Source organism: Paraburkholderia sp. BCC1885, assembly GCF_900996235.1.
Classification (GTDB): Bacteria; Pseudomonadota; Gammaproteobacteria; order Burkholderiales; family Burkholderiaceae; genus Paraburkholderia.
This window is the reverse complement of the sequence record NZ_CAAJGM010000226.1, coordinates 24,999-32,205: the sequence shown is the minus strand read 5'-3', so window position 1 is coordinate 32,205 and position 7,207 is coordinate 24,999. Positions and strand designations below refer to the sequence as shown.

Below are 7,207 nucleotides of genomic sequence, written 5' to 3'. Positions count from 1 at the left end.
ATACGACATGAAGCCGTGTTCGAGGAACGCCAGCGTCGCATCGAACATCGCGACGTCGACGTGTGCTCCTTTACCGGTCTTTTCGCGTGCGTACAGCGCGCTTGCGATGCCGCAAAACATGAAGATGCCGCCGCACAGATCCGACAACGATGTGCCCACCCGGGTCGGCGGCCCGTCTGCAAAGCCGGTCTCGTCCATGATGCCGCTCATCGCCTGGACGATCGTGTCGTAGGCCGGGAAGGTGGCGAGCGGGCCCGTCTGGCCAAAGCCGGACGACGACGCATAGATCAGACGCGGGTTGATCTCCGCGAGCTCCTCGTAGGAGAACCCCAGGTGTTTCATCGTGCCGGGCCGGAAGTTCTCGGCCAGCACATCGGCGTGGCGGACCATGTTCAGGAAAATCTCACGGTCGGCCGGGTCTTTCAGATTCAGCACGACGCTTTCCTTGCCGCGATTCACGAAGCTGAAGTAGAGCGACTGGTCGCCGACGAACGGACCGTAGGTGCGCGTGTCGTCGCCGTGACCCGGTGGCTCGATCTTGATCACGCGCGCGCCGAGGTCGGTCAGGATGGTCGTGCCGAACGGGCCGTTGAGGACATGGGTCAGATCGAGAACCAGCAGACCGGAGAAGGGTCCGCGAATTCTTTCGTTGTGCGTGGATGACATGGCCGGACTACCTCTTGATGTCGTTGCGTTGCGGTTCGGCGGCGTGGGTCGCGGCACTTTGCGGATTGAGCTTCTTCAGATGCCCGCTTTCGGTGCCGGTGGCCGGATCGATCACGCAGTTGATCAGCGCCGGTTGCCCCGACGCGATCGATTCGCTGAGTGCCTTCGCGAGACCCTGCGGATCGCTGACGTAATGGCCAGCGCCACCGAATGCCTCGATCAGCTTTTCGTAGCGCGCACTCTTCATCAGCACGGTCGGCGCGACGTCGGCGCCGCCGCTGCGGTTGACGTCGTCACCGCGGTAGATGCCGCCGTTGTTGAACACGACGATCACGACCGGCAACTGGTAGCGGCAGATCGTCTCGATCTCCATGCCGCTGAAACCGAAAGCGCTGTCGCCTTCGATCGCCACGACAGGCTTGCCGCTGACGGTCGCCGCGCCGATCGCGTAGCCCATGCCGATACCCATCACGCCCCAGGTGCCGGCGTCGAGACGCTTGCGCGGCAGGCGCATATCGATGATGTTGCGGCCGAAGTCGAGCGTGTTGGCCCCTTCGTTGACGACGTACACATCCGGCCGGTCGGCAAGTACGTCACGAATCGCGCGCAGTGCGGTGTAGAAGTCCATCGGACTAGCGGTTGCTGCGAGATGGGCGGCCATGCGCTCGGCGTTGTGCTGTTTATTCGTGGCGATCGCATCGAGCCATGCAGCGGGCGGCTGCAGACAAGCGAGTGTCAGACCGGCCAGCAGTGCCGTCACGCAGGAACCGATATCGCCGACGACGGGCGCAGCAATCGGCTGGTTGCTGTCGATTTCGGTTGGACTGATATCGACCTGTATGAAATGCGCCGTTGCCGACCACTGCGGCGCCTTGCCGTGCCCCAGCAGCCAGTTCAGCCGTGCGCCGATCAGCACCACGACGTCCGCCTGGGCAAGCACAAGCGAGCGGGCCGCAGCCGCCGATTGCGGGTGATCGTCGGGCAGCAGGCCCTTGGCCATCGACATCGGTAAAAACGGTATGCCGGTGGTTTCGATGAAGGCGCGAATGGTGTCGTCGGCCTGTGCGTAGGCGGCGCCCTTGCCGAGAATCACAAGCGGACGCTGCGCGCGCGCCAGCAGTTCGATTGCCCGGTCCACCGATTCGCGTGAAGGGATTTGTTTGGGAGCCGGGTCGACCACGCGTACCAGCGAGCGCGCCGCCGTCTGCTCATCGAGAGCCGCGCGCAGTACCTCGGCGGGCAGATCGAGATAAACGCCGCCAGGCCGCCCGGACACCGCTGCGCGGATCGCACGGGCGATGCCGATACCGATGTCCTCGGGCCGGTTGACGCGGAACGCGGCCTTCGCGTAAGGCTTCGCCGCATTCATCTGGTCGAGTTCCTCGTAGTCGCCTTGCTGCAGATCGACGATGGCCCGGTCGCTGGATCCGCTGATCAGGATCATCGGAAAACAGTTCGTGGTCGCGTTAGCCAGCGCCACCATGCCGTTGAGGAACCCCGGTGCGGAGACGGTAAGGCAAACCCCCGGCTTTTGCGTCAGATAGCCTGCGATCGCGGCGGCGTTGCCGGCCGACTGCTCGTGCCGGAACCCGATGTACCGCATGCCCTCGGCTTGCGCGAGGCGGGCGAGGTCGGTGATGGGAATGCCGACTACGCCGTAGATCGTGTCGATGCCGTTGAGCTTTAGCGCATCGACGACAAGATGAAACCCGTCGGTCAGGACGGTCTGTTCGGATTCGATAGTCATCTTTGAGTACCTTGCGATGGTTGCCTGGTTGCCTGGTTGCCTGGTTGTGTGCAGTGCAGGGACGCCTAGACGACCTTCGCTTCACGCAGCTTGTCGATCTGTGCCTGGCTATAGCCGAGGCCCGCGAGTACCTCATCGGTGTGCTCGCCGAGCAGCGGCGAGCCGACGATATCGGGCGTGAAGTCGGAGAACTTGATGGGGCTGCCAATGGTGAGGTAGGTACCGCGCTTCTTTTGCTGAACTTCAACGACGGTGCCGCTTGCGCGCAATGCCGCGTCGTTGGCAATTTCCTTCATGTTCAGCACCGGCGAGCACGGCACGCCGAACTTGCGGAGGATGTCGACTGCCTCGAATTTGGTTTTGTCGGCCAGCCACTTCTCGATATCCGCGAAAATCTCGAAGATGTGTGACTGACGCGCATGTGCGGTGGCGTAGGCCGGATCGTCGCTCCATTCCGGCTTGCCGATCGCCTGGCAGGTTGGTCCCCAGTCCTGTTCCTGGATGGTGAAGTAGATGTACGCGTTCGGATCGGTCTCCCAGCCCTTGCACTTGAGCACCCACCCGGGTTGCCCGCCGCCGCCCGCATTGCCGCCACGCGGCACGACATCGCTGAAGGTGCCGTTCGGATACTGCGGATATTCCTCCAGATAGCCGACCCGTTCGAGCCGTTGCTGGTCTCGCAGCTTGACGCGGCACAGGTTCAACACCGCGTCCTGCATCGACACGGATACCTTCTGCCCCTTGCCGGTTTTTTCGCGTCCGATCAACGCGGTCAGGATGCCGATTGCGAGGTGCATACCGGTGTTGCTGTCGCCGAGTGCGGCTGCGCTGATCGTCGGCGGGCCGTCCCAGAAGCCGGTTGTCGATGCGGCGCCGCCCGCGCATTGCGCGACGTTCTCATAAACCTTGATGTCGGAATACGGCGAATTCTCGTTGAAGCCCTTCACCGAACCGAAGATGATGCGCGGGTTGAGTTCCTGGATATATTCCCACGTGAACCCCATCCGGTCCATCGCGCCCGGTCCGAAATTTTCGACCAGCACGTCGGCATCGCGGATCAGTTGCTCCATGATCGCCTTGCCTTCGGGTGTTTTCGTGTTGAGTTCTAGCGACTTCTTGTTGCTATTGAGCATCGTGAAGTAGAGCGCATCGAGATCCGGGATGTCCCGCAATTGACGGCGTGTGACGTCACCCACACCAGGACGCTCCACCTTCAGAACTTCGGCACCGAACCATGCCAATAACTGCGTGCAGGCGGGACCGGCTTGTACACCGGTAAAGTCGATAACCTTGATTCCCTTCAGCGGTAAATTCATGATGGCCTCTCCAATACGGGGCGATAAAGCGGTTGATTGTCAAATGACACTGGGACCCGGACGTGCGCAAACACAAACACGGATGAGCGCTTCAACCATGTTGCGCACTGTCTGGATGGTCTGTCGTGCCAGGCGGACGCGGTTTCAGCTGGCGCCGGTGGATCTGGACCCACTCTAAGCGCGTCGGTACCCTGCCGAAATGATCTGGATCAATCAATGAAGGCGAATGGATTTTTGTATCGAAATTAGAAATTTTTGGTAATAAATATCGCGAATCTCGACAGGCTTTCCATGGTTTTTAAAATTCCATTTTAATGATTAAAATGAATTAATTTATAAAAATAATAACTGAAACAAACTGCCGATCAATCTGTCCAAGTCTCAGCGTTGAGACAGTCTCTATCGTTCAATGCGGCAATGTCTGGGCTATCAAATACTCGCGAGTGGGCAGTTATCGCGTAGACGTTGCTTTTCTCTTCGATGGCTCGAAGTTGAAGAATCACGAACGGCTCGTTGACCATAGTGGTCCATAGCGGATGGAGGTGGTCACAAACGGGCGTGGTCTGTTCCACAACTACAACCGTTCCAAGAGGCAGTGCGGCGAAAAGCACGAGAGGTTGATGCACGCACTTGGCTATCCATCGCGATAGATGTCCGGGCGTTGGCCGCGATACACGCACAGGCATTCACACGTCCTCTTGCCTCTCTCCTTTCGAACTATGTACTGTCAAGGGGTTTATAGTGCCGGTCCGATGCGACAGCGGGTGCGCATCAACGAGCGCTATCCGTGGCGCTCGGTGATGCCTTCATTCATGTCTTCGCCGGAAAATAAGCCATGCTGCCAGGCTCGTAAGACCGACTGACATCAGAATGACGATCCAGAATCCCTTGTCGTAGTACCTGAAGGGGATGCCGCCGACGTTCATGCCCAACAGGCCGGAAATCAGATTCACGGGCGAAGCGATTACGGTGACGGCCGTTAATATCAGGACACTCCAGTTGGTGTGCTCGGCGACCCTGTCGGCGATTTCCTCTTCGAGCAATTTGACGCGTTCCTGCAGGCCGACCATATCGCGTAACGCCAGGGAGAATTCCTCCGCAGACTGCTGCAGGGATTGGGCGTCTTCTTCCCGCACCTAGTGCGGCGGCCGATTGATAAGCCGGAACAGAGATGCGGGCTCCGGTGCCAGAAGGCGGCGCAGCCGCACGAGGTCGCGACGGATGCCGCCCAGGCTGGCGCGCGTGGGTAATTGACCGGAGAGCAGCGTTTCTTCGACGGTATTGGTGATTTGCGCCGAGTTCCCGACAATACCGAGTAGCACATCCGCCTGCTCTTGCAGCCGGTGGATCAATAGCGACATCGGACCATGGAAGGCTTCCCCTGCCTCGACTGCCAGCCGTAACTGGTTCACCGAACGCAGGGAGAGGCTGCGTACGCTCAGAAGACAGCGAGCGCCCACGTTAAGCCAGAGCGTTGCTACCTTGAGGGGCTTTTTCCGCTCAAAATCATAGTCGACGTCATTGATTACGGCGATCAGGTTTTGATGCACGTGCGCAATACGGGTTGAGCGGGAACCTTCCCTGAGCGTTTCGCCGAATGTCTCCGGCAGTTCCAGATGCTGCAGGGGCCAACCCGCAAGGACGGTCGGGATGTCGCGGAAATGCAGCCAGATGAATTCTCCATCCGTGCCGTTCTAATTCTTCAGCCATTCGATGGCTGTTTTTGCGTCGACCTTGCGGCCCACTCCGTTTCTGGAAAAGAGGTAGCCGAGGTCCAATGGAAAGTGATCTGTTTCCTGAACCGATATAGCTTCTGTCGCCATTCCCCGCTTCTTCCAGTCGAGCACATCGTGCCAATTGTTGCAACCGTCCCGCTTTTTGCCGACGCTGACGAGTGATGAGGGGAGGTCAGAATCATATGTGAGCACTATGCGGATAGCACCAGAGGAAACGCCAGGAAACGCAAGAAGTCCAAAAGCAGGCTGCTTGAAGATATGTTCCTTCAGACCCGACATGAACCAGAATGAAGACAGATTAGGTATCCTGCATAGATAAACATTTGCCATGCGTCAATCGACCGCTGACGTACCCAGAGAGGGGATATCGCGCATATCTCGACATGGCAAAAATATGATTTGCGTCAAGACGCAAACCGGGGTGAGCGTACACCCTACGGTCATCGACACACCGGAAAGGTTTGCCGGATCGATCCGTGGTGCGTGCGGGAGGATTGCCTCGATCATGCGATCGATGGGGAAAACGTCATGTTACACACAGAATATCGGATTATCCTTGCGGCAATTGCCGTATTTGCTTCCTTGGCAGGCATGGGGGCCGCCGTTCACGGCTTGCTATTCGACGAATACAATGTCACTCGCTATGGTGTTGCCGTGATCGTGGCCAGCGTTGCATGCTTCGTTATGCTCCTCAATCCAGCAACTGGACACGAGGCATGAATGAAACGGATACCGGCCGGGCATACTCACCGGTGCGAAGTCGACTGGGGTCATATGTTAGCCATGAAAACCAGTCGCTACAATGCATTGTCGTCGGCTGCGAACAGCCCGTGTTCCGGCTGGATGGACGCGTCATCGATACATTGCACATGCCAGTGACCCTGAGCGGAAGGCAGTCCCGCATGCGCGCACCACTGTGCGCGACCCGTTTCACCCTCGAAGGGGCCACCTGTCGAATCGAGATCGAGGTTTTCGAGCACACATAACGGACGTGTGCTCTGCGCGCCGCAGATCATTGTGCCGTGCGGGTCGGAGACCAACGTGCCCCACTCGGGCAGATCGAGCCCCAGGTGACCTTCTCGTGACCACTGCCGCGTTTCCTTGTCGAGCCAGAGAATAGCGTAGGCGCACGGATCGACGCGGTCGAACGTATCGAGATGAAGAGTGACGCGCATGGTGTTCTCCGGTCGCGTGACGCAGCGCGCTTGCGCCGCAGTCATCATGTCATTGATTCAGCACCCACTGAACTAGTGTGTGGGCGTCTTCCGGCGAAAGCGGGCCGCCGCGGTCAGCGGGCAGCGGCATCGACATATCGCCCCAATGCGCCTTGCCGCCCACTCTCAGTTTTTGTTCGAGCATTACGCTCGCGTCCGGCATGTTGCGGTAGTGCGCCGCGATCTGCTGGAACGAGGGCGCGAGAAATGGCGCGTCGACGGTATGGCAGAACATGCAATGCTGCTGGTCGACCAATGCGGTGGGCTCGGACTGTGCTTGCGCTTCGCCGTCAGCCACGCACAGCATGCCCACAACGCCGGCAATGAAACGCTTCTGGATGAGGGCGTTCACGAATGACACTCCGGGGCAGTTATTAAAGCCAGTGTACGAGCGTTGTCGTGAGCGAGGTTGACTCATGTCAATGCGATAGGGCGACCTGATTCGCCGTTGCGTGCGCTCGCGTCCTGTCTCCCGTTGACCTGGGTCAAGCGAGGCCTGTGACGGCAGCTTGTCACCCGGCACCAGCG

7 protein-coding genes and 1 pseudogene are annotated in these 7,207 nt (G+C 59.2%); 1 reads left to right on the top strand and 7 read right to left on the bottom strand.

Going from position 1 to position 7,207, the window contains the following annotated elements; all coding sequences use genetic code 11:
* The 5 genes and pseudogenes from FQ755_RS27335 to FQ755_RS38350 all read right to left on the bottom strand — a co-directional run.
* Positions 1-666 (bottom strand): CoA transferase (locus tag FQ755_RS27335; protein ID WP_186308677.1); only part of this gene is annotated, 666 nt, incomplete at its 3' end.
* 7 nt (positions 667-673) lie between these two features.
* Positions 674-2,413 carry an oxalyl-CoA decarboxylase gene (gene oxc, locus FQ755_RS27330; protein ID WP_144158161.1) on the bottom strand — a complete coding sequence of 580 codons (1,740 nt, stop codon included), beginning with the start codon at positions 2,411-2,413 and terminating at the stop codon, positions 674-676.
* A gap of 65 nt (positions 2,414-2,478) precedes the next feature.
* Positions 2,479-3,729 carry a formyl-CoA transferase gene (gene frc / locus FQ755_RS27325; RefSeq protein ID WP_144158159.1) on the bottom strand — a complete coding sequence of 417 codons (1,251 nt, stop codon included), beginning with the start codon at positions 3,727-3,729 and terminating at the stop codon, positions 2,479-2,481.
* An 806-nt stretch (positions 3,730-4,535) separates the two neighbouring features.
* Positions 4,536-5,402 (bottom strand): annotated as a pseudogene (locus FQ755_RS27320) (CorA family divalent cation transporter).
* 21 nt (positions 5,403-5,423) lie between these two features.
* Positions 5,424-5,795, bottom strand: a complete 372-nt coding sequence (locus tag FQ755_RS38350) for a hypothetical protein (protein WP_260858891.1) — start codon at positions 5,793-5,795, stop codon at positions 5,424-5,426.
* A gap of 198 nt (positions 5,796-5,993) precedes the next feature.
* Between FQ755_RS38350 and FQ755_RS27315 the strand changes: the two genes are divergently transcribed.
* Complete coding sequence (locus tag FQ755_RS27315) at positions 5,994-6,185, top strand: DUF2964 family protein (RefSeq protein ID WP_144158157.1); 192 nt, start codon at positions 5,994-5,996, stop codon at positions 6,183-6,185.
* A gap of 77 nt (positions 6,186-6,262) precedes the next feature.
* Here FQ755_RS27315 and FQ755_RS27310 read toward each other — a convergent pair whose 3' ends face one another.
* Both FQ755_RS27310 and FQ755_RS27305 read right to left on the bottom strand, forming a co-directional pair.
* The gene (locus FQ755_RS27310) at positions 6,263-6,640 is read right to left on the bottom strand and encodes a DUF3564 domain-containing protein (protein WP_144158155.1); all 378 of its coding nucleotides are present in this window, start codon (positions 6,638-6,640) and stop codon (positions 6,263-6,265) included.
* 49 nt (positions 6,641-6,689) lie between these two features.
* On the bottom strand, positions 6,690-6,986 hold the full coding sequence (locus tag FQ755_RS27305; protein WP_144158172.1) for a c-type cytochrome: 297 nt from the start codon (positions 6,984-6,986) through the stop codon (positions 6,690-6,692).
* Positions 6,987-7,207 lie beyond the last annotated feature (221 nt).

Bases quoted from the DNA above. Each gene is read 5' to 3' on its own strand.
- frc (WP_144158159.1), bottom strand. From the start codon at position 3,729: ATGAATTTACCGCTGAAGGGAATCAAGGTTATCGACTTTACCGGTGTA.
- oxc (WP_144158161.1), bottom strand. From the start codon at position 2,413: ATGACTATCGAATCCGAACAGACCGTCCTGACCGACGGGTTTCATCTT.
- FQ755_RS27315 (WP_144158157.1), top strand. From the start codon at position 5,994: ATGTTACACACAGAATATCGGATTATCCTTGCGGCAATTGCCGTATTT.
- FQ755_RS38350 (WP_260858891.1), bottom strand. From the start codon at position 5,795: ATGGCAAATGTTTATCTATGCAGGATACCTAATCTGTCTTCATTCTGG.
- FQ755_RS27310 (WP_144158155.1), bottom strand. From the start codon at position 6,640: ATGCGCGTCACTCTTCATCTCGATACGTTCGACCGCGTCGATCCGTGC.
- FQ755_RS27305 (WP_144158172.1), bottom strand. From the start codon at position 6,986: ATGCTGTGCGTGGCTGACGGCGAAGCGCAAGCACAGTCCGAGCCCACC.